Annotated in this window: 22 protein-coding genes; 9 read left to right on the top strand and 13 right to left on the bottom strand. The window is 64.3% G+C overall.

Translation table 11 applies throughout. The features are described from left to right. Positions 1 to 75 precede the first annotated feature (75 nt). Complete coding sequence (gene mnmE, locus FJ950_RS20345) at positions 76 to 1,404, bottom strand: tRNA uridine-5-carboxymethylaminomethyl(34) synthesis GTPase MnmE (protein WP_140618165.1); 1,329 nt, start codon at positions 1,402 to 1,404, stop codon at positions 76 to 78. Between the two features lie 72 nt (positions 1,405 to 1,476). Here mnmE and FJ950_RS20340 point away from each other — a divergent pair, with 72 nt between their 5' ends. Then, positions 1,477 to 3,495: a thioredoxin domain-containing protein gene (locus FJ950_RS20340; RefSeq protein ID WP_140618422.1), complete on the top strand. Its 2,019-nt coding sequence runs from the start codon at positions 1,477 to 1,479 to the stop codon at positions 3,493 to 3,495. Between the two features lie 58 nt (positions 3,496 to 3,553). On the opposite strand, the gene rho is transcribed toward FJ950_RS20340, so the two are convergent. The 3 genes from rho to hemE form a co-directional block, all read right to left on the bottom strand. Beyond that, a complete protein-coding gene (gene rho, locus FJ950_RS20335; protein WP_015314810.1) occupies positions 3,554 to 4,819 on the bottom strand; it encodes a transcription termination factor Rho in 1,266 nt (421 codons plus the stop codon). Positions 4,820 to 4,984: 165 nt separating this feature from the next. After that, positions 4,985 to 5,521 carry a protoporphyrinogen oxidase HemJ gene (gene hemJ, locus FJ950_RS20330; RefSeq protein ID WP_140618163.1) on the bottom strand — a complete coding sequence of 179 codons (537 nt, stop codon included), beginning with the start codon at positions 5,519 to 5,521 and terminating at the stop codon, positions 4,985 to 4,987. Then, positions 5,521 to 6,552, bottom strand: a complete 1,032-nt coding sequence (gene hemE, locus FJ950_RS20325) for a uroporphyrinogen decarboxylase (RefSeq protein WP_140618162.1) — start codon at positions 6,550 to 6,552, stop codon at positions 5,521 to 5,523. Before hemE ends, hemJ begins: the two co-directional genes overlap by 1 nt. 404 nt (positions 6,553 to 6,956) lie before the next feature. On the opposite strand from hemE, the gene FJ950_RS20320 reads away from it, so the two are divergent. From FJ950_RS20320 to dnaQ, 5 genes are all read left to right on the top strand, one after another. Further along, positions 6,957 to 7,778 (top strand): pyruvate, water dikinase regulatory protein, encoded by an 822-nt coding sequence (locus tag FJ950_RS20320; protein ID WP_140618160.1) that lies wholly within the window; start codon positions 6,957 to 6,959, stop codon positions 7,776 to 7,778. A 281-nt stretch (positions 7,779 to 8,059) separates the two neighbouring features. Continuing rightward, the gene (locus FJ950_RS20310; RefSeq protein ID WP_140618158.1) at positions 8,060 to 8,659 is read left to right on the top strand and encodes a Maf-like protein; all 600 of its coding nucleotides are present in this window, start codon (positions 8,060 to 8,062) and stop codon (positions 8,657 to 8,659) included. Next, the gene (locus tag FJ950_RS20305; RefSeq protein ID WP_140618157.1) at positions 8,652 to 9,509 is read left to right on the top strand and encodes a shikimate dehydrogenase; all 858 of its coding nucleotides are present in this window, start codon (positions 8,652 to 8,654) and stop codon (positions 9,507 to 9,509) included. The genes FJ950_RS20310 and FJ950_RS20305 overlap by 8 nt, the downstream gene beginning before the upstream one ends. Continuing rightward, positions 9,506 to 10,087: a dephospho-CoA kinase gene (gene coaE / locus FJ950_RS20300; protein WP_140618155.1), complete on the top strand. Its 582-nt coding sequence runs from the start codon at positions 9,506 to 9,508 to the stop codon at positions 10,085 to 10,087. Before FJ950_RS20305 ends, coaE begins: the two co-directional genes overlap by 4 nt. A gap of 88 nt (positions 10,088 to 10,175) precedes the next feature. Next, positions 10,176 to 10,904 (top strand): DNA polymerase III subunit epsilon, encoded by a 729-nt coding sequence (gene dnaQ, locus FJ950_RS20295; RefSeq protein ID WP_015314803.1) that lies wholly within the window; start codon positions 10,176 to 10,178, stop codon positions 10,902 to 10,904. Between the two features lie 19 nt (positions 10,905 to 10,923). Here dnaQ and FJ950_RS20290 read toward each other — a convergent pair whose 3' ends face one another. From FJ950_RS20290 to rph, 9 genes are all read right to left on the bottom strand, one after another. Continuing rightward, on the bottom strand, positions 10,924 to 11,874 hold the full coding sequence (locus FJ950_RS20290) for an alpha/beta hydrolase (protein WP_140618153.1): 951 nt from the start codon (positions 11,872 to 11,874) through the stop codon (positions 10,924 to 10,926). A gap of 18 nt (positions 11,875 to 11,892) precedes the next feature. After that, positions 11,893 to 12,573 carry an isochorismatase family protein gene (locus FJ950_RS20285; protein WP_140618151.1) on the bottom strand — a complete coding sequence of 227 codons (681 nt, stop codon included), beginning with the start codon at positions 12,571 to 12,573 and terminating at the stop codon, positions 11,893 to 11,895. 277 nt (positions 12,574 to 12,850) lie between these two features. Beyond that, the gene (locus FJ950_RS20280; RefSeq protein ID WP_140618149.1) at positions 12,851 to 14,155 is read right to left on the bottom strand and encodes a Xaa-Pro peptidase family protein; all 1,305 of its coding nucleotides are present in this window, start codon (positions 14,153 to 14,155) and stop codon (positions 12,851 to 12,853) included. Positions 14,156 to 14,303: 148 nt separating this feature from the next. Then, positions 14,304 to 15,275 (bottom strand): GlxA family transcriptional regulator, encoded by a 972-nt coding sequence (locus FJ950_RS20275; protein ID WP_140618147.1) that lies wholly within the window; start codon positions 15,273 to 15,275, stop codon positions 14,304 to 14,306. Between the two features lie 97 nt (positions 15,276 to 15,372). Further along, entirely contained in the window at positions 15,373 to 15,696 is a 324-nt protein-coding gene (locus FJ950_RS20270) for a low molecular weight protein tyrosine phosphatase family protein (RefSeq protein WP_140618145.1), read from the bottom strand. A 3-nt stretch (positions 15,697 to 15,699) separates the two neighbouring features. Beyond that, positions 15,700 to 16,878, bottom strand: coding sequence for a radical SAM family heme chaperone HemW (hemW, locus tag FJ950_RS20265; protein WP_140618144.1), 1,179 nt, complete (start codon positions 16,876 to 16,878; stop codon positions 15,700 to 15,702). Continuing rightward, on the bottom strand, positions 16,875 to 17,552 hold the full coding sequence (rdgB, locus tag FJ950_RS20260; protein ID WP_015314796.1) for an RdgB/HAM1 family non-canonical purine NTP pyrophosphatase: 678 nt from the start codon (positions 17,550 to 17,552) through the stop codon (positions 16,875 to 16,877). Before rdgB ends, hemW begins: the two co-directional genes overlap by 4 nt. Next, entirely contained in the window at positions 17,552 to 17,962 is a 411-nt protein-coding gene (locus FJ950_RS20255; protein ID WP_140618142.1) for a VOC family protein, read from the bottom strand. The genes rdgB and FJ950_RS20255 overlap by 1 nt, the downstream gene beginning before the upstream one ends. Before the next feature lie 183 nt (positions 17,963 to 18,145). Then, positions 18,146 to 18,862, bottom strand: coding sequence for a ribonuclease PH (rph, locus tag FJ950_RS20245; protein ID WP_015314794.1), 717 nt, complete (start codon positions 18,860 to 18,862; stop codon positions 18,146 to 18,148). A gap of 155 nt (positions 18,863 to 19,017) precedes the next feature. Here rph and hrcA point away from each other — a divergent pair, with 155 nt between their 5' ends. The 3 genes from hrcA (at position 19,018) to FJ950_RS20230 (ending at position 21,849) form a co-directional block, all read left to right on the top strand. Continuing rightward, a complete protein-coding gene (gene hrcA, locus FJ950_RS20240) occupies positions 19,018 to 20,100 on the top strand; it encodes a heat-inducible transcriptional repressor HrcA (RefSeq protein WP_015314793.1) in 1,083 nt (360 codons plus the stop codon). Positions 20,101 to 20,203: 103 nt separating this feature from the next. Further along, a complete protein-coding gene (locus FJ950_RS20235) occupies positions 20,204 to 20,401 on the top strand; it encodes a hypothetical protein (RefSeq protein WP_015314792.1) in 198 nt (65 codons plus the stop codon). A gap of 83 nt (positions 20,402 to 20,484) precedes the next feature. Continuing rightward, positions 20,485 to 21,849 carry a sorbosone dehydrogenase family protein gene (locus FJ950_RS20230; protein ID WP_181171353.1) on the top strand — a complete coding sequence of 455 codons (1,365 nt, stop codon included), beginning with the start codon at positions 20,485 to 20,487 and terminating at the stop codon, positions 21,847 to 21,849. Positions 21,850 to 21,865 lie beyond the last annotated feature (16 nt).

Below are 21,865 nucleotides of genomic sequence, written 5' to 3'. Positions count from 1 at the left end.
GTTTCACGTGAATCACCGCTTGATTGTTTCACGTGAGTCAGCACGAGCTTCGGCAGCCATTATGTTTCACGTGAGTCATTTTCCAATGCAGAACTGGGAAAAGATCACGTCGAGCAAATCTTCGACGTCCACCGCACCCACTATCCGTCCCAGGCGATCCGCTGCCAGGCGCAGCTCTTCGGCGCGCAATTCCTGGGGCATGCGTTCATCTGCGGCGCGGTGCAGATGCCGGTTCGCCGCGTCGAGCAACTCGACATGGCGTAGCCGTGACGGCAGCACATCGCCGCTAACGCCGGCCGCCTCGGCAGCGCGGCGACCGATCTCCGCCAGCACTCTATCCACACCCGTCCCGTCGACCACCGATATACCAAACTCGTAGCGCCCAGCTGCATCCTGGGTCGCTCCCTTATCGAGCAGGTCGAGCTTGGTGCCGACGCGCAACGCCGGCGTCGAGATCGGCAGCGGGCCGGCGTCCTTGGGGTCCGCGGTGTCCTCAAGCAGCAGCAGCAGATCGGCGCGATCCGCCTTGGCTCTTGCCTTCTCGATGCCGATCGCCTCGATTTTGCCAGGCGCTTCCCGCAACCCGGCCGTGTCGGTCAGTCGGACACGCAAGCCCCGGAGATCCAGCACCACCTCCAGCAAATCTCGGGTGGTGCCGGGTTCATCCGTTACAATAGCAGCATCGCGCCGCGCCAAGGCATTGAACAGGCTGGACTTGCCGGCATTGGGCGCGCCGAGAATGACGACTTCGAAGCCGTCGCGAATGATCTCGGCGGCATGGAAGCCGGCGATGTGGCGGTCGATCTCCGAGATCATCGACCTCACGTCGGACCAAACCGTAGCCGAAACGGAACCCGGTACATCGTCTTCATCGGCGAAGTCGATCTCGGCCTCGATCATGGCCCGCGCATGGATCAGGCGCCGACGCCAGCCGAGGTAGAGCGCGCTCTGCGCGCCCCCGGCGTTCTGGATGGCAAAACGCCGCTGCGCCTCGGTTTCAGCATTGACGAGGTCCGCCAGCGCCTCCGTCTCGACCAGATCGACCTTGCCGTTGAAGAAGGCACGGCGCGTGAATTCTCCCGGCTCCGCATGCCTGACGCCCTCGAAACCAGCGATCGCTTCCAGCATCCTGGCCACCACGGCGCGCCCGCCATGAACATGGAACTCGGCGACATCCTCGCCGGTGAAGCTCGCCGGACCGGGAAAGAACAGAACCAGGCCGTTATCGAGCACGGTTCCATCTGGAGCCCTGAACCTGCGCAGGACCGCAGCCCGCGCCTTAACCATGCCGCCAACGATCGTTTCGATTACGAATCGAGTCCGCGGGCCGGATATGCGCAGCACCGCGACTCCGGCCGGAAGCCGGCCGCTCGACAGCGCCACGATCGAATCGCCTGAAATCATTTGCCCGCTCTACCGAACCGCCCTAGCTTTCGCTTCATCACCGCCCCGGATTGCTCCTGAAAGTTGGCCATTGTGACATTGCCCGCGCAAAACCTGCTTGCCGACGAGGCCAGCCCCTATCTGCAGCAGCACAGCGGCAACCCCGTACATTGGCGGGGATGGTCGCCGGCGTCGCTCGGGGAGGCAAAAGCCCTGGACAGGCCTATCCTGCTCTCCGTCGGATACGCCGCCTGCCATTGGTGCCATGTCATGGCCCATGAAAGCTTCGAGAACGACGACGTCGCCGCCGTCATGAACCGTCTGTTCGTCAATATCAAGGTGGACCGCGAGGAGCGACCCGACATTGACCAGATCTATATGGCGGCCCTGTCCTCGATGGGCGAGCAAGGCGGCTGGCCGCTGACCATGTTCCTGACCCCCGACGGCAAGCCGTTCTGGGGCGGCACCTATTTCCCGCGCGAGCCGCGCTATGGCCGTCCGGGGTTCATCCAGGTGATGGAAGCGGTCGACAAGGCATGGCGCGAGAAACGGGCAAGCCTGCACCAGAGCGCCGACGGCCTGACCTCGCATGTCGAGGCGCGGCTCTCGGCCACGCATTCCAAGGCACTTGTCGATCGCGATATGCTGTCCGACCTTGCCGGCCGCGTCAGTGGCATGATCGACCGCGACCGCGGCGGGCTCGCCGGCGCGCCGAAATTCCCGAACGCGCCGTTCATGCAGACGCTGTGGTTGTCCTGGCTGCGCGACGGCAATGCCGCGCATCGCGACGACGTCCTCGTCAGCCTCGAACATATGCTGAGCGGCGGCATCTACGATCACATCGGCGGCGGGCTCAGCCGCTACTCGACGGACGCCGAATGGCTGGTGCCGCATTTCGAGAAGATGCTCTACGACAATGCGCAGCTCATCCGCTTCTGCAACTGGGCCCTCGCGGCGACCGGCAATGATTTGTTCCGGGTCCGAATCGAGGACACGGTCGACTGGCTGCTGCGCGAAATGCGTGTCGAAGGCGGCGCCTTCGCCGCCAGCCTCGATGCCGACAGCGATGGCGAGGAAGGCCTGTTCTACACCTGGAGCAGGGGGGAGATCGAATCTGTTCTTGGAGACGATTCAACCTTGTTTTTCAAGTACTTCAGCCTTTCCAGCCCGCCCGGATGGGAAGGCAAGCCGGTGCTCCATCAGACCCTCTCCCAGCAGGCGTTTGGTGTTTCCGACCGGGAGCGGCTTGTCCCGCTCAAGACAAGGCTTCTCACTGTCCGGGAACAACGCGTCAGGCCGGGCCTGGACGCAAAGACCCTTACCGACTGGAACGGCCTGATGATCGCCGCCCTCGCCGAGGCGGGTCGTTCGCTGGCGCGACCGGATTGGATCGAGGCCGCGGCCAAGGCCTTTGCCCATATCGGCAAAGCCGGCCGCGACGGTCGCTTGCCGCATTCCATGCTTGGTGTCCGGAAACTGTTTCCCGCACTGTCGAGCGACTATGCCGCCATGACCAACGCGGCGATCTCGCTGTTCGAGGCCACTGAGGACTGGAGCTATGTCGAGCAGGCCAGCCAGTTCCTTGAACAGCTCGACCGTTGGCACGCCGACGCGGAAGGCACGGGTTACTATCTGACCGCCTCGGACAGCACCGACGTGCCGATCCGCATCCGGGGCGATGTCGACGAGGCCATCCCCTCGGCCACCAGTCAGATTATCGAGGCGCAGGTCCGGCTGGCTTCTATTACCGGCAACCTCGACTTGCAGGAGAAGGCGTGGAAAACGGCCGAGCATGCTGCCGGCCGAGCGGCGCACCAGGCCTATGGCCAGGCGGGTATCGTCAATGCCTGCGCGCTTGCCCTCGAGCCGCTGAAACTGGTCATCGTGGACGGGCTGGAGGATCCAAAGCTCATTCCGGTGGCGAATCGAAACCCAGATCCGCGTCGCGTCGATATCGTGGTGCCAATCGGTACGGCGGCGAATCGACCCTTGCTCCCCGGCGGAATCCTGCCTCCGACCAACCGGCGCGGCGCCTGGTTGTGCACCGGCCAGGTCTGCCTGCCGGTGGTTGCGGATGCTGACGAATTGGAAGGATTGTTGCGGCGAAAGTGATTCGTCATCCTCGGGCTTGATCCGAGGATGACGAAGATAAGGCTCTGCCGCGCCTCGATTACGTGTTCATCGAATCGAAGAAATCGCCGTTGGTCTTGGTCTGCTTCAGCTTGTCGATCAGGAACTCGATCGCGTCGGTGGTTCCCATCGGCGCCAGGATGCGGCGCAGCACGAAGATCTTCTGCAGGTCCTGGCGCGACACCAGCAGGTCTTCCTTGCGGGTGCCGGATTTGAGGATGTCGATGGCCGGATAGATGCGCTTGTCCGCCACCTTGCGGTCGAGCTGGATTTCGCAGTTGCCGGTGCCCTTGAACTCTTCGAAGATGACTTCGTCCATGCGGCTGCCGGTGTCTATCAGCGCGGTGGCGATGATGGTGAGCGAGCCGCCTTCCTCGATGTTGCGCGCGGCGCCGAAGAAACGCTTTGGGCGCTGCAGCGCATTGGCGTCGACACCACCGGTCAGCACCTTGCCGGAGGACGGCACGACGGTGTTGTAGGCGCGGCCCAGGCGAGTGATCGAATCCAGAAGGATCACCACATCGCGGCCGTGCTCGACCAGCCGCTTGGCCTTCTCGATGACCATTTCGGCGACCTGGACGTGGCGCACCGCCGGCTCGTCGAAGGTCGAGGAGATGACTTCGCCTTTGACCGAACGCTGCATATCGGTGACTTCCTCGGGCCGCTCGTCGATCAGCAGCACGATCAGGTAGCATTCCGGATGATTGGCGGTGATCGAGTGCGCGATGTTCTGCAACAGCACCGTCTTGCCGGTGCGCGGCTGTGCGTTGATCAGCGCGCGCTGGCCCTTGCCGATCGGCGCCACCAGGTCGATGACGCGAGGCGAGATGTCCTTGCCGGGCGGATTGTCGACCTCCATCTTCAGCCGCGAGGTCGGGTAGAGCGGCGTCAGATTGTCGAAGTGGATCTTGTGGCGGATCTTTTCGGGATCGTCGAAATTGATCGTGTTGACCTTGAGCAGCGCGAAATAGCGCTCGCCCTCCTTCGGGCTGCGGATAGGCCCTTCGACCGTATCGCCGGTCTTCAGCGAAAAGCGCCGGATCTGCGACGGCGAGATGTAGATGTCGTCGGGACCTGGCAGATAGTTGGCATTGGCGGAGCGCAGGAAGCCGAAACCGTCCTGCAGCACCTCGACCACGCCGTCACCGATGATCTCGATGTCCTGGGCGGCGAGCTTCTTCAGGATCGCGAACATCAGTTCCTGCTTGCGCATGACGCTGGCGTTCTCGACCTCGAGCGATTCGGCATAAGCGATCAGCTCTGGCGGCTTCTTGTTCTTGAACTCGGTGAGTTTCATTTCTTGCATTAGACGGACTCTGGGTAGGCTTTGGGGGAAAGATCGGCGGGATGCGACAAATGCCGGGCGCGGCCGAAAGCAATGACGGGCGGCGCATGACGGGAAGGAAGACCCGTCTTGTATCGTCGGTCGGCTGAAAGAGCAAGCCGCCTTTTGAGCGGGTCCGATGAAGCCTCAGAAGGGCTTCACGACGACCAGGATCACGATTGCGATCATCAGCAATGTGGGGATCTCATTGACGATCCGCCAGTGCCTTGCCGGTCTTTCGTTGCGGTCCTCGGCGAATTTGCGCACCGCGCCGGCCAGATAGCCGTGAATGCCCGACAAAATCAGCACCAGGCCGATCTTGGCATGCAGCCAGCCGCCCTGGAACGCAAAGATCTTCCAGGCCAGCCACAGCCCGAACACCCAGGTGAGGATCATCGCCGGATTGATGATGCCGCGCAGCAGGCGCCGCTCCATCACCTTGAAAGTCTCCGACTGCACGGAGCCCTTCTGCGCATCGACGTGATAGACGAACAGCCGCGGCAGATAAAGCATCCCGGCCATCCAGGAGATGACGGCGAGGATATGGATCGCCTTTGCCCAGGGATAGAAGCTTTCGGGCGCGAAGGAAAACAAAAGCGCGGTGAGAACGATCAGGACAGCGATGCCAACGACCATGCGCTTCATCGCCTGGCCGGTGCTGTTGGTGTTATCTCTGTCAGCCATCAGCGTGCGGCGCTCCGAACCTGTTTCACCATCGCCTCGACATGCGCCACCGGCGTCTCCGGCGTGATGCCGTGGCCGAGATTGAAGATCAGCGGCCCATTCCCCAGCACCTGGAGGATCGCCTCGACGCCATCGGCCAACGCTTGCCCGCCGACGACCAGTCGCAAGGGATCGAGATTGCCCTGGACGGCGCCTTGCCGCTGCAACGCCTTCGCGGCCTCCAGCGGCACCGTCCAGTCGATGCCCAGCCCCGTCACGCCGGTCTTCTCGCGATAGCTCTGGTAGCGGGCGCCGGCGCCCTTGGGAAAACCGATGATCGGCACCTCGGGATGGACCGCCCGAACCTGCCTGACGATCTCGGCCACCGGCTCGACGCAGAAGCGTTCGAACGAGGCATCGTCGAGCACCCCCGACCAGGAATCGAAAATCTGCACGACATCCGCCCCGGCCTCGATCTGCCGGATCAGATAGGACGCCGAATGGTCGGCGAGCACTTTCAGCAGCTGCCGAAACGCCGCCGGCTCGCGGTAGGCGAACAGCCGCGCCGGCGCCTGGTCCGGGGTGCCATGGCCGGCAATCATATAGGTCGCCACCGTCCACGGGGCGCCGCAAAAGCCGATCAGCGTCGTTTCGTCGGGCAATTTCGCCCGCAGCCGGCGAAGCGTCTCGTAGACCGGTTCGAGATTCACGTGAAACACATCGCTTCCCAGCGCCGGAATCTCGGCCGCCGAAATCGGCGTCAGGAGCGGCCCACGCCCTTCCTCGAAGCGCACGTCGCGGCCAAGCGCATGGGGAACGACAAGGATGTCCGAAAACACGATCGAAGCGTCGAAGCCAAAGCGCTCGATCGGCTGCAGCGTCACTTCCACGGCAAGCTCGGGATCGTAGCAGAGATCAAGGAACGAGCCGGCCCGTCTTCGCGTCTCACGGTATTCCGGCAGATAGCGCCCGGCCTGTCGCATCATCCATAGCGGAGGAGGAAACACCGCCTCGCCTTTCAGCACATCCAGCATGATCCGTCTTGCAGGCATCGAGCGCTCGCTTCTCCCGGCTTCCTCTTAATCAAATATCTTATTTTAAAAGAGTCTTCTGATTCTAAGAGTCTGTTGGTTGTGGTGGTTGTCACCTGTCCCGCTTTGGCCGCCAAAACGCCAGCAAGCATATTGTCGCGCACTCCCGATCGCGGCTGGCAGGGTTCTGGGGACAATCAGGAATCCGCCACTGGAGTCAATGCGCTAGGTCTGATGCCCTGGAGACCTGCCCTGTGGACGAGCAAAAGGCAAAATGCTTCGTCCACGGACTTGTCCCCAGCCGCCAGGAGAAGCTGACAGCGCATCGAATTGTGGACAAACCGGCATCTGATACAGTCGCCTTCGGCCGGCCCGTCGGCCCGTCCGATCTTATCCACATCCGCCCACAGCCCCAGGTGATCCTTGTGAACAAACCCCAGAGCTTCTTTCACCTGCATCTGATTTCCGATGCCACGGGCGAAACCCTGCTCGCCGCCGGCCGCGCGGCTTCAGCGCAATACAAGGATGCACGCGCCATCGAGCACATCTACCCGCTCATCCGCACCGAAAAGCAGATAGCCAAGGTGTTCGAGGACATAGAGGAGGAGCCGGGCATCATCCTCTACACGGTGGTCGACCAGAAGCTGGCACGCGGCATCGACGAACGCTGCGCGGCCATGGGCCTGCCCTGTGTGTCCGTGCTGGAGCCAGTGCTGACGGTCTTCCAGTCCTATCTCGGGACGCCGGCCGGCCGCCGCGTCGGCGCCCAGCATGTGCTCGACGCCGAATATTTCCGGCGCATCGATGCGCTCAACTTCACCATGGACCATGATGACGGCCAGCTGCCGGCAAACATGGATGACGCCGATGTCGTGCTGATCGGCATTTCACGCACCTCGAAGACGCCGACCAGCATCTATCTCGCCAACCGCGGCATCAAGACCGCCAACATCCCGATCGTGCTCGGCGTGCCGGTGCCAGAAAGCCTGGTCAGCGCCAGGGCGCCGCTGGTCGTGGGGCTGATCGCCACCGCCGAGCGCATCTCGCATGTGCGCCAGAACCGTATCCTCGGCAATTCGAGCACCTATGTGCCGACCGAGTATGTCGACCGCGCCGCCATCAACGAGGAACTCGCCTACGCCCGCCAGATCTGCACCCGCCACGGCTGGCCGATGATCGACGTAAGCCGCCGCTCGATCGAGGAAACGGCGGCGGCGATCGTTGCCCTGCGGGGGAAGACGCGATAGATCAGCCAAGAGGTTTTCCGAGGCTTGCCGCGGAAGGTTAGCGCCGCCCCTCACCTGCCTGCCGGCATCCTCTCCCCGTATAGAGACGGGGAGAGGGGGCCTGTCATCGATGGCTTCGCCAATCACCAGCGTGGCCGAAAGAGGGCCCGCGTTGAAGCTGCCCTTTCTCCCCGTCTCTATACGGGGAGAAATGTCCGGCAGGACAATGAGGGGCGGCGCTAACTTTACAAAGTAAAGCAGCTCACACTCCAACCGCGCCTGTGTCTGCGCCCGAGTGCAAAATGACAGAAAAAATCATCCTCGCTTCAGGCAGCCCGTTCCGCAAGGCGATGCTGGTCGATGCCGGTGTCGACATCGAGGCGGTTCCCGCGACGCTGGACGAGCGGGCGCTGGAAGCGCCGTTGCAGGACAGCGGCGCCTCGCCCGAGGACGTCGCCCTGGTGCTCGCCGAAGCCAAGGCCACCGAAGTCAGCGAGCGCCGGCCTGGGGCACTGGTGCTTGGCTGCGACCAGACTTTGTCGCTCGGCGACGAGGTCTTCCACAAGCCGGCGGACATGGAGGGCGCGCGCCGCCATCTCCTGGCGTTGTCGGGCAAGACCCATCAGCTCAACAGCGCCGCCGTTCTGGTGCGCGACGGCAAGGCGCTGTGGCGCCATGTCGGCATCGCCTCGATGACCATGCGCAAGCTCGACCCCGCCTTCATCGGCCGGCATCTGGCACGGGTCGGCGTCAAGGCATTGTCGAGTGTCGGCGCCTACCAGGTCGAGGGCGAAGGCATCCAGCTGTTCGAAAAAATCGAAGGCGACCATTTTACCATTGTCGGCCTGCCGCTGCTGCCGTTGCTGGCGGAGCTGCGCGCACTGGGAGCCATCGATGGCTGAAACCTCGAAAAAGGCCTTCGTCACCGGCCACCCCATAAAACATTCGCGCTCGCCGATGATCCACGGTCACTGGCTGGCCAAGCATGGCATTGACGGCAGTTATCAGGCGATCGATGTCGCGCCCGAAAACTTCGCCGAATTCCTGGCGACGCTGCAGGCGAACGGTTATCGCGGCGGCAACGTCACCATCCCGCACAAGGAGGCGGCTTTTGCCGGGGCCGCACGCCGCGACCATGCGGCCGACGAGATCGGCGCCGTCAACACGCTCTGGTTCGAGGACGGCACTTTGTGGGGCGGCAACACCGACGGCCATGGCTTTGCCGCCAATCTCGACGACCACGCTCCGGGCTGGGCGGCCAACGGCCCGGCCGTGGTGCTGGGTGCCGGGGGCGCCGCCCGTGCTGTCATCCATGCGCTGAAGGCGCGCGGCCTCGGTGATATCCGCATCGTCAATCGCACGCTCGCCCGGGCAATCGAATTGCGCGATCGCTTTGGCGCCGGGGTGTCCGCGCATCCCCTGGCGGCGACCGGCGAATTGCTGCGCGACGCCGGCCTGCTGGTCAACACCACGGCGCTGGGCATGCAGGGCAACGGGGATCTGGCCGCCGACCCCAGGGATCTGCCCGCCTACGCCGTGGTCAACGACATCGTCTATGTGCCGCTCGAGACCCCACTGCTCGCCGCTGCGCGGGCACGGGGGCTGAAGACGGTCGACGGGCTCGGCATGCTGCTCAACCAGGCGGTGCCCGGCTTCGAACGCTGGTTCGGCGTCAGGCCGAAGGTGACGGCTGAACTGCGCGCACTCATCGTTGCCGATCTGGTACCCAAATCCCGGGTGCCGAAATCATGATCGTGCTCGGCCTCACCGGCTCGATCGGCATGGGCAAGTCGACCACGGCCAGGATGTTCGCCGAGGCAGGGGTGCCGGTGCATGATTCCGACGAGACGGTGCACCGCCTCTATGCCGGCAAGGCGGCCCCGCTGGTCGAGGCCGCCTTTCCCGGCACCACGGTTCACGGAAGCGTCGACCGCGCAAAACTCGGCGCTCGCGTGCTCGGCGATGCCGCGGCGCTGAAAAAACTCGAAGCCATCATCCACCCGCTGGTCCGTGCCGATGCCGATGCCTTCCTGGCCAGACATCGTGAAGCGGGCGAATCGCTCGTGGTCCTCGACATCCCGCTGCTGTTCGAAACCGGCGGCCGTGGCCGCGTCGACAAGGTCGTCGTGGTGACGGCGCCGGCCGAAGTCCAGCGCCAGCGCGTGCTGGCGCGGCCCGGCATGAGCGAGGAAAAACTGGCGTCGATTCTGGCCAGGCAGGTGCCGGATGCCGAAAAGCGCCGGCTGGCCGATTTCGTCATCGACACCGGCGAGGGGCTGGCCGCCGCGCGTGCGGCGGTTGCTTCGATTGTTGCCGAAATCAAGGGATAAGTCGGGCTCCTGACGGCAGGCCGTCAGCATTGCCCATTGCCATTTTGTTCCGGTCTGGCGATTCTGCTCCCAGGAGCGACCTGATTCGATGCGTGAGATCATTTTCGATACGGAAACCACCGGCCTCGATTCGCGTGACGACCGCGTCATCGAGCTTGGCGGCGTCGAGCTGGTCAATCGCTTTCCGACCGGCAGGACCTTCCATCATTATATCAACCCGCAAGGCCGCGCGATCCATGCCGAGGCGCAGTCCGTGCACGGCATCAGCGCGGCCGATCTCGCGGGCAAGCCGAGCTTCGCCGAAATTGCCGAGGAATGGCTGAAATTCACGGAAGGCGCCAAGCTGGTCGCCCACAACGCCACCTTCGATATCGGCTTCCTCAATGTCGAATTCGGGCGGCTTGGCCACCCGCCTGTCGATAACGGGCTTGTCGTCGACACGCTGGCCCTGGCGCGCCGCAAGCACCCGATGGGACCCAATTCGCTCGACGCGCTGTGCCGGCGCTACGGCATCGACAACACCAAGCGCACCAAGCACGGCGCCCTGCTCGATTCCGAATTGCTGGCGGAAGTCTATATCGAGCTGATCGGCGGCAAGCAGGCCGCATTGATCCTCGACAGCGCCACCGCGCCGGCCCAGGGCGGCAACAATGTCAGGCATATCGAGATCATCGTTGCCGAGCGTCCGGCGCCGCTGCTGCCCCGCCTGACCGAAGCGGAGCGCGCGGCGCACGCCGCCATGGTCGCGACGCTCGGCGAAAAGGCGCTGTGGCTGAAAGCCTCCCCCCAGGAAGCAGCCCAGGCGCTGTCGTCATGAAGCCATCCGAGAAGCGGCCTCAGTAGGGCCATTCCCCCCGGCCCAGCGCGGCAGCGGCCGCAATGATGCGCGCAAAAGCCTCCGCCGCGGCCGGCACGGTCGTGCGGGCGCGCAGGAAACTGTGCACGAGGCGGGGCTCCTCATGCCACCGGGCCTTGCCGCCGGCCTCCAGGATATGGTCGCGATAGACTTCGCCGTCCGACGACAGCGGATCGCATTCGGCCGTGATGATCACGGTTGGCGGCAGGTCGGAAAAGTCGCGGTCGCGCAGCGGTGCGAAGGTCGGATCGCCGGGCGATTGCTTCCTGGGTGAGCGGACGTCGCGGTAGAAGGCGGCGTCGCTCGTCGACAGCAGCGGCGCATCGGCGTGTTCCACGTAGGAGCCGATCGCCTCGTTGCCGCCGAGGTCGGGATAGATCAGCACCTGGCCGATCGCGGCGCGCGGATGGCGACGCGTGGCCTGTGCCACCGCCGCCGCCAGATTGCCGCCCGCACTTTCACCGCAGAGCACGAGCGGCGGCTCGCTGGTCGCCGCCGCCCATTCGAAAGCCACCAGCGCGTCGTCGAAGGCGGCGGGGTGGAGATGCTCGGGCGCCAGCCGGTAATCGACCGACACAACGTCGAAGCCGGTGCCCGCGCAGATTTCGGCGCAGATGTCGTCATGGCTTTCGAGCCCGCCGAGGATGAAACCGCCGCCGTGGAAATAGAGCACTGTCGCACGCGGTGTGGAGCCGGCGAGCCGGTAACGGCGAACCGGAACATCATGGTTCGAAGCGGCGACCAGGCTGTCGGTGGCCTTGACCCCGGGCGGTCGGCCCTGGTGGAAGGCCCGGCACATCCTGGCATAGACCGCGCGCTGCTTGTCGATCGACAGGCCGGCAATCTCCGGCGGGTACCAGGCGTTGACGCTGTCGATATAGGCCCAGAGCGCCGGGTCGAGCCATGGTCCGTATTTGCCGCGGCTGGTCATTTCAATCCGAGCGGTACGTCAAAGCTCGGCATAGAGACGGGCGGCGTTTTCAAAAGTGAAGCGCAGGGGTACCGAGCCTTCGACCTGCCAGACGGTGACCGGCTCGCCGGCCAGCAGCCGGCAGGCGCCGTCGGTGTCGGCAACCGCGCCGCCATAGAGCCGGTTGGCAAGGTTGAGGATGCCGGTCTGGTGCATGGCCGCGCTGCCGCTGCCGCAGGCATCCTTGACCAAAAGCACGCGAAAGCCCCTTGCCACGGCATCCCTGACCGACGCGTCGATACAGGCCTCGGTCCACACGCCAGCCATGACGAGCCATTCGATGCCGGAAGCCTTGAGCCGGTCGCCGGCCGGACCGGAGCGGAAGGCGCTGGCCTCGGCCTTGATCAGCAGCGCCTCGCCATTCGCCGGCGCCACTTCGTGGCAGATTTCTGTCAGCGGGTCGCTCTTGTCGGAAAAGGCCGACTTGCCGTCTTCGCCGACCGGATGAAAGGGCCGGTCCTGGCTGTCGAGATCGACGATATAGGCCCAGTGATGAAGCGGCACATGGTTTTGACGCGCCGCCGCCTGCAGGCGCTGGACATTGGCGAGGATCTTTTCATAGCCCTCGACGAGGTAGCGCTTGTCCCGCCGGTGCTCTTCCTGCAGGTCGATGAACACAGCGGCCACCGTGTCGGGGCGGATGGAAATGGGGGCTTTCATGCGGAGGGTTTTCCGGCTGACGCTGTTTCTCTGCTGGCGCAGGCTTGGACGATTGTCCGAAAAGGCCCCGCGACTTCGTCATTCCAGGGCGCAGCAGCCGCGAAGCGGCGTCGCGAAGACCCTGGAATCCATGCCGTGATGTTTGTCGAAGGATGCAGCGGAGCGGATCCTAGGGTCTGCGCCGCGTCGCTGCGCTCCTTGCTTCGCCCTAGGATGACGAAGCGATAGGAGGCCCCGTCGGCCGCGAAGGTCACGTCAGCGAGGTGGGCAGAAGGCATCAAACCTGCGTCTCCAGAAACTCATCCTCATAGGGAAAGCGCGACAGAAGCTCGGTGCCGGTCTCGGTGATCAGGATTTCGTCCTCCAGCTTGACGCCCTCGCGGCCGCCCTTCTCGCCAATATAGCTTTCCACGCTCACCACCATGCCTGGCACGATATGGCCGTCGCGGCCATAGGTCTCGTAATCCATGGCATGCGCGATGAATGGTGTCTCGCCATGCATGCCGACGCCGTGCATGACCGAGGTGTAGCGCTGGTCGACGAAGCGGTCTGGAATTTTCCACGCCTTCTCGGCGATCTCGCGGAACGCCATGCCGGGCTTCACGATCGAAATATTGTGCTGAACCTGATCGTGCGCCATGCGGTAGAGCGATTTCTGATAAGGCGTCGGTCTGCCCGGCCCGCAGCGGAAGGTGCGCGAAAAATCCGAATAATAACCGTAACAGCCGATCGTGTCGGTATCGAGCGCCAGCAATTCGCCGGGCCTGATCTTGCGGCCGCTGGCTTCATTGAACCACGGATTGGTGCGCTGGCCTGAGGTCAAGAGCCGCGTCTCGATGAACTCGCCGCCCTGGCGTATGACCTCGCCATACATGATGGCGAACAGCTCGTTCTCGGAAACGCCGGGCTTGATCGCCTCGCGCACCGCATAGACGGCGGCCTCGGCGCCGGCCATCGACACCTGCAGGCATTTGACCTCCTCGGGCGTCTTCACCGCGCGCACGGCGAGAATCTCGCCCTGGCAATCGCGAACCTCGCAGCCGCGCTTTTCCAGCGCCAGGGCCTGCAGATGGCTGCAGCGGTCGAGCCCGAGCTTCATCGAGCCGCCGCCGTGCTTTCTCAAGAGTTCGGCGATCTCGTCGGCGAAGGGCCCGGCGGTCTCGTCGTCGCGGCCCGACACGGACGACCAGACGAGCTTGGAAGGACGCGCCTCGTCGATCGTGTCGAGCACCATCGAGACATGGTAGCTCTGCGGGTATTCGAACAGCACGATCGGCCCTTCGGCCGGGATGAAGAAGTAGCGGGTCGAATTGCGCAGGAAATAGCCGAACATGTTGCGCGAGCCGGTGGCGTAGCGCTGGTTGTAGGGGTCGAACAAAACGACGCCGCCATAGCCGGCCTCGCGCATCCAGCCGCGCAGTTTGTTGAGCCGGCCTTTGCGCAGGGCATCGGCATCGATGAAGGACGGCTCGGTGTCCGACAGCCACATGCCGCCGGCCGGGTCGGCCGCCGCCGGATGGCGCATGCGGTCCTTGAAGTCGACATCCTCGGTGCTGTCGGGGTCGAAAACGACGATGCTCATGGTGTCTGGCCTTGGGTGGTTGCAAGGTTTGACCATGGCGCAGGAGAAGCAGGGGAATTGTGCCGAAAACCGCGTGGGCTGTGCGGAATGCCGCTGGCTTATGAAAGATGCTGGCGAGGCAGCATCCGCGATTGCGCGCGCTGAAAGACTAATGCCGTCTCGCCAGCTTCGGCGCATGCCCATGCTCCTCCCTAAAGGCCCGCGCAAAGCTCGACATCGAGGCAAAGCCGCAGGCCAGCGCCACATCGCGCACGGCAAGCGTCGAATGCGCCAGCAGGTCGGCGGCGCGTTTCAGCCTGAGCCGTCGATAATAGCCATTGGGCGAGATGGCGAGTTCGGAGCGGAACGAGCGTTCGAGCTTGTCGGAGGAAACGCCGAGCTTCGCCGTCAGCTCGGCCATGCCGAGCCGCTCCTCCACCGCGTCTTCCATGATGGCGATGGCCGACAGCACCAGCTCGTTCTGCACGCCGGTGCGCAGCCTGAGCGGCATCAGCTTGCGGTCGACGCTCGAGCGCAATTGGCTGTGCACGAACCACTCGGCGACGCCCGCGGCAAGCTCGGCGCCGTAGTCGCGGGTGATGATCTCCAGCATCATGTCGAGGCTGCCGACCCCGCCGGCCGAGGTAAAACGCTTGCGGTCGATGACGTAGAGATCGCGGCGCAGCTCGATGTTGGGGAACGCCTCGGTGAAGGCGGCCTGGCTGGTCCAGTGCAAGGTGCAGGCATGGCCGTCGAGCAGGCCAGCGCGTGCGAGGAAGAACGCCGCGTCCGCGACCGCGCCGATATGAGCGCCGGCGCGCAGGCTGCGGCGGATCCAGCTTGCCGCGCCCTCGGCGACGAGATGGTCGGCGTCGCCGCCCGAGCAGACCACGATGCGGTCGACCTTGGGCGCTGCCTCGGCGTAAAAGCCTGGCTGGATGACGACGCCGTTCGAGGCCTCGACCGTCCCTTCCGTCGCCCCGACGATGATCCAGCGGTAGCATTCCCGCTTCGCAAGTATGTTGGCGGCGCGCAGCGGCTCGATGACGGAACTGAACGCCATCATCGGAAAGCCGGGGAACACCAGAACCGCGAAGGTGAGCGGGGCGTCGGTGGGTTTGGGTGGTTCGCGCATGGCCATGGCGTCCGGAGCCGGGAGGATCGGGGGCTACAATTCGGGCAGATGGGCTTCGGGGTCAACGGTGTTCGGCCGAAGGCGAAATGGCGAACGCAAGCGCTCAGTCCAGGTACCGGGACACGCGCGCCTTTAGAAGCGCGATCAGCTCCGGGTCCATGAATTCATAATCGTCGGGGATATCGAGGCAGATCACCTTGGCCGCCTTCAGGCTGGCCTTGAACTGCTTCTGCAGTTTCGTCCGGTGGGTTTTCTCCATGACAAAGATAATGTCCGCCCAGCCGACGAGTTCGTGGGTCAGCGGTGTGTTGGCGTCATGATTGGTGCCAGCCGAGGCGACTTCGATGTCGCGCCGCGTGGAAAACACCTGTTCGGCGGTCGGGCTGCGCAAGCGGTTCTGGCTGCAGACGAAGAGGACGTTTTTCAAGGTTTAGCGCGCCAAGTCCGCCACCACGGCGTCGAGCACGATCATGCCGGCCGGCGTGGCACGCAGGCGGGCGTTGCCGATCGGCGCCACCAGCCCCTCGCCCTGCAGCACCGACAGCCGAGCGCTCGACAGCTCGCGCCCGGAGAAGGCCTCGTAGCGCGAGAGGTCGATGCCTTCGGCGAGCCTCAGCCCCATCAAAAGAAACTCGTCCGCCTCTTCGGAGCGCGTCAGCAGCTCGCCGCCGGTGATGCCATGGCCCTTGGCCTCGACCAGATTGGCCCAGGTTTCCGGCATCCGTTCGGCGATGGTCACCACACGATGGCCGTTCTCGACGAAGCGGCCATGCGCGCCGGGGCCGACGCCGACATATTCGCCGTAGCGCCAATAGGTCAGATTGTGCCGGCTCTCGGCCCCCGGCCTGGCGTGGTTGGAGATCTCGTAGGCCGGCAGGCCGTGCGCCGACGTGATTTCCTGCGTCAGTGCATAGAGATCGGCGGCGTGGTCGTTGTCGGGAACGACGAATTTCTTCGCCGCGTGCAGCGCATGGAAGGGCGTGCCTTCCTCGATGGTCAGCTGGTAGAGCGACAGGTGGTCGGCGGCATGGCCGATCGCCTGTTCGAGTTCCGCCTGCCAATCCTCCGGCGTCTGCCCAGGCCGCGCATAGATCAGGTCGAAGGACAGGCGCGGAAAGATTTCGCGCGCGAGCCCGATGGCGTGCAAGGCTTCGCTTACATTGTGCAGCCGGCCGAGAAAGCGCAAATCCTTGTCGTTCAGCGCCTGCACGCCGAGCGAGACGCGGTTGACACCGGCGGCGCGGTAACCGCGAAACCGCTCCGCCTCGACCGAGGACGGGTTGGCCTCGAGCGTCACCTCGATGCCGTCAGGCACTGTCCAATTCCTGGCCACGGCGTCCAGAACCCTGGCCACGGTTTCCGGCTTCATCAGCGACGGCGTGCCGCCGCCGAGGAAGATGCTGGTCACTTCGCGTGGCCCGGTGCGCTGGCGCATCGTTGCCAACTCGGCCTCGAAGGCGGCGGCGAAGCGCTCCTGGTCGACCGGCTGGTGGCGGACATGGCTGTTGAAGTCGCAATACGGGCACTTGGCGGCGCAGAACGGCCAATGCACGTAGACGCCGAAGCCGGGACCGCGGTCGAGCGCCATGGTGGTGCCGGGTCCGATCATGCCGAGCCAGGCCTCACCGAACCAAGCCGGGCTTGGGCGAATTTCTGGAAGGCGCGGGCGCGGTGCGACAGCGCCGTCGCCTGGCCGGGTTTCCAGCCGTGCTTTTCCTCCGCGCTCATCTCGCCGAAGGTCTTGTCGAAGCCATTGGGCAAAAACACCGGATCGTAGCCGAAGCCGAGCTCGCCGCGCGGCGGCCAGACCAGCGTGCCCTCGGCCTCGCCGCGATAATATTCGGCCTCGCCGTCGGGAAAGGCGAGGCAGATGACGGCGACAAAGCGGCCCGTGCGCCGTTCGGGCGTGGCCGCGCCGACTTCCTGCATCGCCACTTCGGTGCGCTGCATGGCCATGGCGAAATCGCGCGAACCGTCCGGAGTCTCGGCCCAGTTCGCGGTATAGACGCCGGGCGCGCCGTCGAGCGCGTCGACGCAGAGGCCGGAATCGTCCGACAGTGCCGGCAGGCCGGTCGCCTTTGCGGCGGCAAAGGCCTTGATGTAGGCGTTTTCCTCGAAGGTGGTGCCGGTTTCGTCCGGTTCGGGCAGGCCATACGCCTTGGCTGATTTCGCCTCGAAGCCGAACGGTCCCATCAGCTCGGCGAATTCGCGCAGCTTGCCTTCATTGTGGCTGGCGACGACGATCTTCTTGCCATCAAGCGTATGGAGGTTTGGCGAATGCATCAAAGGCCCCAGATTCTCGGCTCGGCGAACTCGATCGAATTGCCCGAAGGGTCGCGTATATAGATCGAACGGCCGCCTTGCGGCCATTCGAATTCGCTTTCGACGGCGATTTTCTTCGCCAAGAGATGGGCTTTCCAGCCGTCGATTTCAGCGGCGTTTGCGGCAAAGCACAGATGGCCTTCGCCGACCGTGCCGTGCGGCGGCACCTTCAGCCGCGCATCGGACGCCGGCGGAATCTTGGTCGCCTCGGCGTTGAAGATCAGCAGCACGCCCGGGCCACAGCGGAAGAAAAGGTGGCGGCCTTCTACCTTGCCAAGCAGGGTGAGGCCGAGGATATCGGTGTAGAAGACCTCTGCTTCAGCGAGGTCGGTGACATAGAGGGCGGATTCAAGAATGGCAGAGGGAGTCACGAGGCACCCCCCTCTGGCCTGCCGGCCATCTCCCCCGCAAGGGGGGAGATCGGCAGCGTGAGCGCCAGCTCATGGTATTCTATGCTGATTATTGGCGAAGCTCTCGACAACATCCGATCTCCCCCCTTGCGGGGGAGATGCCCGGCAGGGCAGAGGGGGGCGCCCAGGCTCGGCATCGAAAACTCAGGCCACCGCCATCTGCTGCAGGCTGACCAACCGGGAAATGCCCTTCTTGGCCAGGCCCATCAAGGCCGCGAACTGCTCTTCGGAGAAGGGCTCGCCCTCGGCGGTGCCCTGGATCTCGACGATGCCGCCCTTGCCGGTCATGACGAAATTGGCGTCGGTGCCGGCCGAGGAATCCTCGATATAATCGAGATCGATGACCGGCTGGCCGTCATGGATGCCGCAGGAAATCGCCGCGACATGATCCTTCAGCACTTTCGAAACACTGGCCATCTGCCGCGCTTCCATCCAGCGCAGGCAGTCATACAGCGCCACCCAGCCGCCGGTGATCGAAGCGGTGCGGGTGCCGCCATCGGCCTGGATGACGTCGCAGTCGACGGTGATCTGCTGTTCGCCCAGCGCCTGCAGGTCGACCACGGCGCGCAGCGAACGGCCGATCAGCCGCTGAATCTCCAGCGTGCGGCCGCCCTGCTTGCCGGCGGAGGCCTCGCGGCGCATGCGCTCGCCTGTCGAGCGCGGCAGCATGCCATATTCGGCCGTCACCCAGCCCTTGCCGGAATTGCGCATCCAGCCAGGCACCTTTTCCTCGAGGCTGGCGGTGCACAGGACATGCGTGTCGCCGAACTTCACCAGGCACGAGCCTTCGGCATGCTTGGAGACGCCGCGCTCGAAGGATATGGCGCGCATTTCGTCGAATTGGCGTTTGGAGGGGCGCATTCGGCCTGCTTTCTTGTCATTTTTTTGAATCGTGGCCGGCTTTTAGACGCATGCAGGGCACGGCGCAAAGGAAAAGGGGCGGTGACCCGACACAGACACCGGGTTGCGCGCGGCCCACCGAAGTCTATATCCTTGAACCGGAGGTTTTTAGCCGAATGACCAAGGCAGTCGATCCCGCCTCGCAGTCGCTGGCTCTTCAGTCGCTCGACATGCGCTCGCGCGACATCTTCCGGCGCATCGTCGATTCCTATCTGCGGGACGGCGAACCCGTGGGCTCGCGCAGCCTGTCGCGCATCCTGCCGTCCTCGCTGTCGCCCGCCACCATCCGCAACGTGATGAGCGACCTCGAGCATCTCGGGCTGATCTACGCGCCGCACATCTCGGCCGGGCGCCTGCCAACCCAGGCTGGCCTGCGTTTCTTCGTCGATGCCTTCATGGAGCTTGGCGACCTCTCCGACGAGGAGCGTCGTACCATCGAGGCGCAGGTGCGGGCCTCCGGCTCCGGCGCGACGCTGGAGCATATGCTGACCGAGGCCAGCCAGATGCTGTCAGGCATGTCACGCGGCGCCGGCCTGGTGCTCGCGGCCAAGAACGAGGTGGCGCTGAAGCACATCGAATTCATCCAGCTGGAGCCGACCAAGGCGCTTGCGGTGCTGGTGTCGCAGAATGGCGATGTCGAAAACCGTGTCGTCGAGTTGCCCGCCGGCATCACCGTCTCGCAACTGCACGAGGCCTCGAATTTCCTCAACGCGCATATTCGTGGCCGCACGCTGGCCGAGGCGCGCACCGAGATCGCCCGCATCAAGGAAGAGACGAGAGCCGCCCTCGACACGCTGTCGCAGGACCTCGTCGAGAAGGGGCTTGCGGTGTGGGCGGGCGCCGAAAGCGGCCTGCCTGCCCGGCTCATCGTGCGCGGCCGCGCCAATCTGCTGGAAAACGTCACCGCCCAGGCCGACATCGAACTCTTGCGCCACCTGTTCGAGGACATGGAGACGCAGGACGGGCTGATCCAATTGCTCGACCTCGCCGAGCAGGGATCTGGCGTGCGCATCTTCATCGGCTCGGAAAACAAGCTGTTCTCGCTGTCGGGCTCGTCGCTGGTGGTGGCGCCCTATCGCGACAAGGACGCCCGCGTCGTCGGCGCGCTCGGCGTCATCGGCCCGACAAGGCTGAACTATGCCCGCATCGTGCCGATGGTGGATTATACGGCACAGCTGATTTCCCGCATGCTGAGGTAAGGAGTCCGAGGAATTATTGCTTTGGTTTCCATGCCGGAATTCGACCGCGAACGACTTTCCTGGCGGGACCGTAAATCCAGACAGGCTGCAAAGGAGAAAAAGAATGGCGCTGGAATCGTTCAAGGCCCAGATCAGTCTGCTGCTCGAGGAGATGGTCAACCAGCCGGAGGACCAGCACGAAATTCAGGAACAGCTGCGCGAAAAACTGCGCGAGATGCGCGCCATGGGCCTGCCATTGCCGGCCGATCTCGTTGAATTGGAAAAACGCCTGGACGACGATTTTTACGCTGCCGGGACCTGATCCGAGAAGTTTTGCGCATCGTGCGAACGGAACCCACGGGCAAACCGATCGTTGCTTTCCTTCATGACGGATTGGAGGAAGTGATGCGATTGGCCGGACTGGCGCTGTCCGCACTGTTTGTCACGACCGCGGCGCTCGCCCAGCAAGCCGATCAGCCTGTGCTCAAAGGCCCGGCCGCCTTCGGCGACTGGCGGGCGGACAGGCCCGGCGTGCGCCGGCTGATCAAGCCGGAAGACCTGCCGAAACCCTATGTCACCAAATCCGCCTCCAACAGCGCCGGCGTGATCGACATGCCGGCGGACGCAAAGCCGCATTTGCCGCCGGGGTTTTCGGCCGAGTTGATCGCCTCGGGGATCGACAATCCGCGCGTCGTGCGCATCGCACCCAACGGCAACCTGTTCGTTGCCGACAGCAAGGCCAGCCAGGTTCGGGTCTATCGCCTGGCAAAGGGCAGCGCGAAAGCCGCGGAGAAAAGCATCTTTGCCGGCGGTCTCAACCGGCCCTATGGCATTGCCTTCTATCCCCCGGGCAAGGACCCGCAATGGGTCTACGTCGCCAACAGCGACAGCATCGTGCGATTTGCCTACGGCAATGGCGACCTGAAGGCCTCGGGCGAGCCGCAAACCATCGTCGCCGACATTCCTTCGACCCACCACTGGACCCGCGACATCGCCTTCTCGCCCGACGGCAAGACACTTTATCTTTCCGTCGGCTCCGGCTCGAATGTCGCCGAGAACATGGGCGAGAGGCCCAGGGGCGGGCTCGACGCCTGGGTCAAGGCTGAGCCGCTCGGCGCCAGTTGGGGTTCCGAGGCGGGCCGGGCCGAGGTCCGGGCCTTCGATCCCGACGGCAAGAACGGCCACACAGTCGCCACCGGCTTGCGCAACTGTTCGGGCATGACCGTCCAGCCGGCGACCGGCGCGCTATGGTGTGTCGTTAACGAGCGCGACGGGCTCGGCGACAATGTGCCCGCCGAATACGCGACATCGGTCAGGGAAGGCGCCTTCTATGGCTGGCCCTGGTATTATATCGGCGACAATGAGGACCCGCGCCACAGGGGCGAGCGGTCCGATCTCGCCGGCAAGGCTGACAGTCCCGACGTGCTGATGCAGGCGCATTCGGCGCCGCTCAATATCGCCTTCTACGATGGCAAGGATTTGCCCGCCGACACCGGCTTTCCCCAGGACTATCGAGGCGACGCCTTCGTTGCCCTGCACGGTTCGTGGAACCGCGGCAACAGGACCGGCTACAAGGTGGTCCGGCTTCTGTTCAAGGACGGCAAGCCAACCGGCGAATACGAGGATTTCATGACCGGCTTCGTCGTTTCCAATGGCGAGGTGTGGGGCCGCCCGGTCGGTGTTGCGGTGGCCGGCGACGGATCCTTGATCGTCTCCGAGGACGGCAACGGCACGATCTGGCGCGTGACTTATAGTGGCGACCGCTCCTGACCCTTGCTTGCGAACC

This window comes from Mesorhizobium sp. B2-3-14 (genome assembly GCF_006442175.1).
Taxonomy (GTDB): Bacteria; Pseudomonadota; Alphaproteobacteria; order Rhizobiales; family Rhizobiaceae; genus Mesorhizobium; species Mesorhizobium australicum.
This window is presented reverse-complemented; position numbering and strand designations above follow the sequence as displayed.

Excerpts from the sequence above, each read along its gene's own strand:
- FJ950_RS20290 (WP_140618153.1), bottom strand. The coding sequence starts at position 11,874 with ATGACCAGCCGCGGCAAATACGGACCATGGCTCGACCCGGCGCTCTGG.
- mnmE (WP_140618165.1), bottom strand. The coding sequence starts at position 1,404 with ATGATTTCAGGCGATTCGATCGTGGCGCTGTCGAGCGGCCGGCTTCCG.
- hemW (WP_140618144.1), bottom strand. The coding sequence starts at position 16,878 with ATGATCGGACCCGGCACCACCATGGCGCTCGACCGCGGTCCCGGCTTC.
- FJ950_RS20305 (WP_140618157.1), top strand. The coding sequence starts at position 8,652 with ATGGCTGAAACCTCGAAAAAGGCCTTCGTCACCGGCCACCCCATAAAA.
- coaE (WP_140618155.1), top strand. The coding sequence starts at position 9,506 with ATGATCGTGCTCGGCCTCACCGGCTCGATCGGCATGGGCAAGTCGACC.
- rdgB (WP_015314796.1), bottom strand. The coding sequence starts at position 17,552 with ATGCATTCGCCAAACCTCCATACGCTTGATGGCAAGAAGATCGTCGTC.
- hemJ (WP_140618163.1), bottom strand. The coding sequence starts at position 5,521 with ATGGCTGACAGAGATAACACCAACAGCACCGGCCAGGCGATGAAGCGC.
- FJ950_RS20280 (WP_140618149.1), bottom strand. The coding sequence starts at position 14,155 with ATGAGCATCGTCGTTTTCGACCCCGACAGCACCGAGGATGTCGACTTC.
- hemE (WP_140618162.1), bottom strand. The coding sequence starts at position 6,552 with ATGCCTGCAAGACGGATCATGCTGGATGTGCTGAAAGGCGAGGCGGTG.
- rph (WP_015314794.1), bottom strand. The coding sequence starts at position 18,862 with ATGCGCCCCTCCAAACGCCAATTCGACGAAATGCGCGCCATATCCTTC.
- FJ950_RS20235 (WP_015314792.1), top strand. The coding sequence starts at position 20,204 with ATGGCGCTGGAATCGTTCAAGGCCCAGATCAGTCTGCTGCTCGAGGAG.
- FJ950_RS20275 (WP_140618147.1), bottom strand. The coding sequence starts at position 15,275 with ATGGCCATGCGCGAACCACCCAAACCCACCGACGCCCCGCTCACCTTC.
- hrcA (WP_015314793.1), top strand. The coding sequence starts at position 19,018 with ATGACCAAGGCAGTCGATCCCGCCTCGCAGTCGCTGGCTCTTCAGTCG.
- FJ950_RS20230 (WP_181171353.1), top strand. The coding sequence starts at position 20,485 with ATGCGATTGGCCGGACTGGCGCTGTCCGCACTGTTTGTCACGACCGCG.
- FJ950_RS20285 (WP_140618151.1), bottom strand. The coding sequence starts at position 12,573 with ATGAAAGCCCCCATTTCCATCCGCCCCGACACGGTGGCCGCTGTGTTC.
- FJ950_RS20310 (WP_140618158.1), top strand. The coding sequence starts at position 8,060 with ATGACAGAAAAAATCATCCTCGCTTCAGGCAGCCCGTTCCGCAAGGCG.
- dnaQ (WP_015314803.1), top strand. The coding sequence starts at position 10,176 with ATGCGTGAGATCATTTTCGATACGGAAACCACCGGCCTCGATTCGCGT.
- rho (WP_015314810.1), bottom strand. The coding sequence starts at position 4,819 with ATGCAAGAAATGAAACTCACCGAGTTCAAGAACAAGAAGCCGCCAGAG.